We start from the raw sequence: 791 nt of genomic DNA, 5'->3' as shown, positions 1-791 counted from the left end.
ACGGCGAACCAGACCACGGCCAGCGCCGCGGCCAGGCCCAGCCGCAGCCCCCGGGAGGGACGCCCCGGCGCGGCGGGGGTGCGGAAGCCGGAGAGGTCAGGCGGGGTGGGCATGCCTCCGAGCGTAGGGGGTGGTTCGATGATCAAACAACCATGGAGGCTGGCTAGACTCCCGGCCATGACCACGCAGCCCCCCTCCGCCCCCGCGGAGCACCTCGCCGTGGTCCACGCGCTGCGCGTCTTCAGCGAGAGCGCGGAGCACGCCGTCGACGAGGCCGGCCGCGGCGTCGGCCTGCACCGCACGGACCTCAGAGCCCTGGCGCTCCTGATGGCCCGCGCGGCGGCCGGTGAGCCCGTCACGGCCACGGACCTCGGCGCCCCCCTGCACCTCACCCGGGCCTCGGCCACCGCCCTCGTGGACCGCCTGGCCGCCGCGGGCCACGTCCGCCGCCGCCGGGACGAGGGCGACCGGCGGCGCGTGCTGGTGGAGCACACGGACACGGCCCGCCGCGACGGACAGCGCGCGTTCGAACCGATGTCCCAGCGGCTGAGCGCCGCCCTCGAGGGATTCTCCGCCGCGGAGCTGCGGGCTGCGGTGCGGGTGCTCGAGGCGGCCACCGCCGCACTGACGGACCCCGCCCCGGAGGACCCGTGACTCGACCGGCGCTCATCGGCCTCGACGGCCGCTCGGGGTCGGGCAAGACCGTCCTCGCCGCCGCGCTCGCGGCCCGGATCGCACCATTCGCGCGCGTCGAGGTGATCGAGATCGAGTCCATGTACCGGGGCTGGGAC

Annotated in this window: 1 protein-coding gene; it reads left to right on the top strand. The window is 76.6% G+C overall.

Annotated features, from left to right (window positions below):
• The first annotated feature begins 177 nt into the window (after positions 1-177).
• On the top strand, positions 178-654 hold the full coding sequence (locus tag D8M29_RS12600; protein WP_127446045.1) for a MarR family winged helix-turn-helix transcriptional regulator: 477 nt from the start codon (positions 178-180) through the stop codon (positions 652-654).
• Positions 655-791: the final 137 nt, after the last annotated feature.

It is taken from the genome of Micrococcus sp. HSID17227 (assembly GCF_003989405.1).
Classification (GTDB): Bacteria; Actinomycetota; Actinomycetes; order Actinomycetales; family Micrococcaceae; genus Micrococcus; species Micrococcus luteus.
Note: the sequence above shows the minus strand (reverse complement) of the source record. Positions and strands in the feature narration are given on the sequence as shown.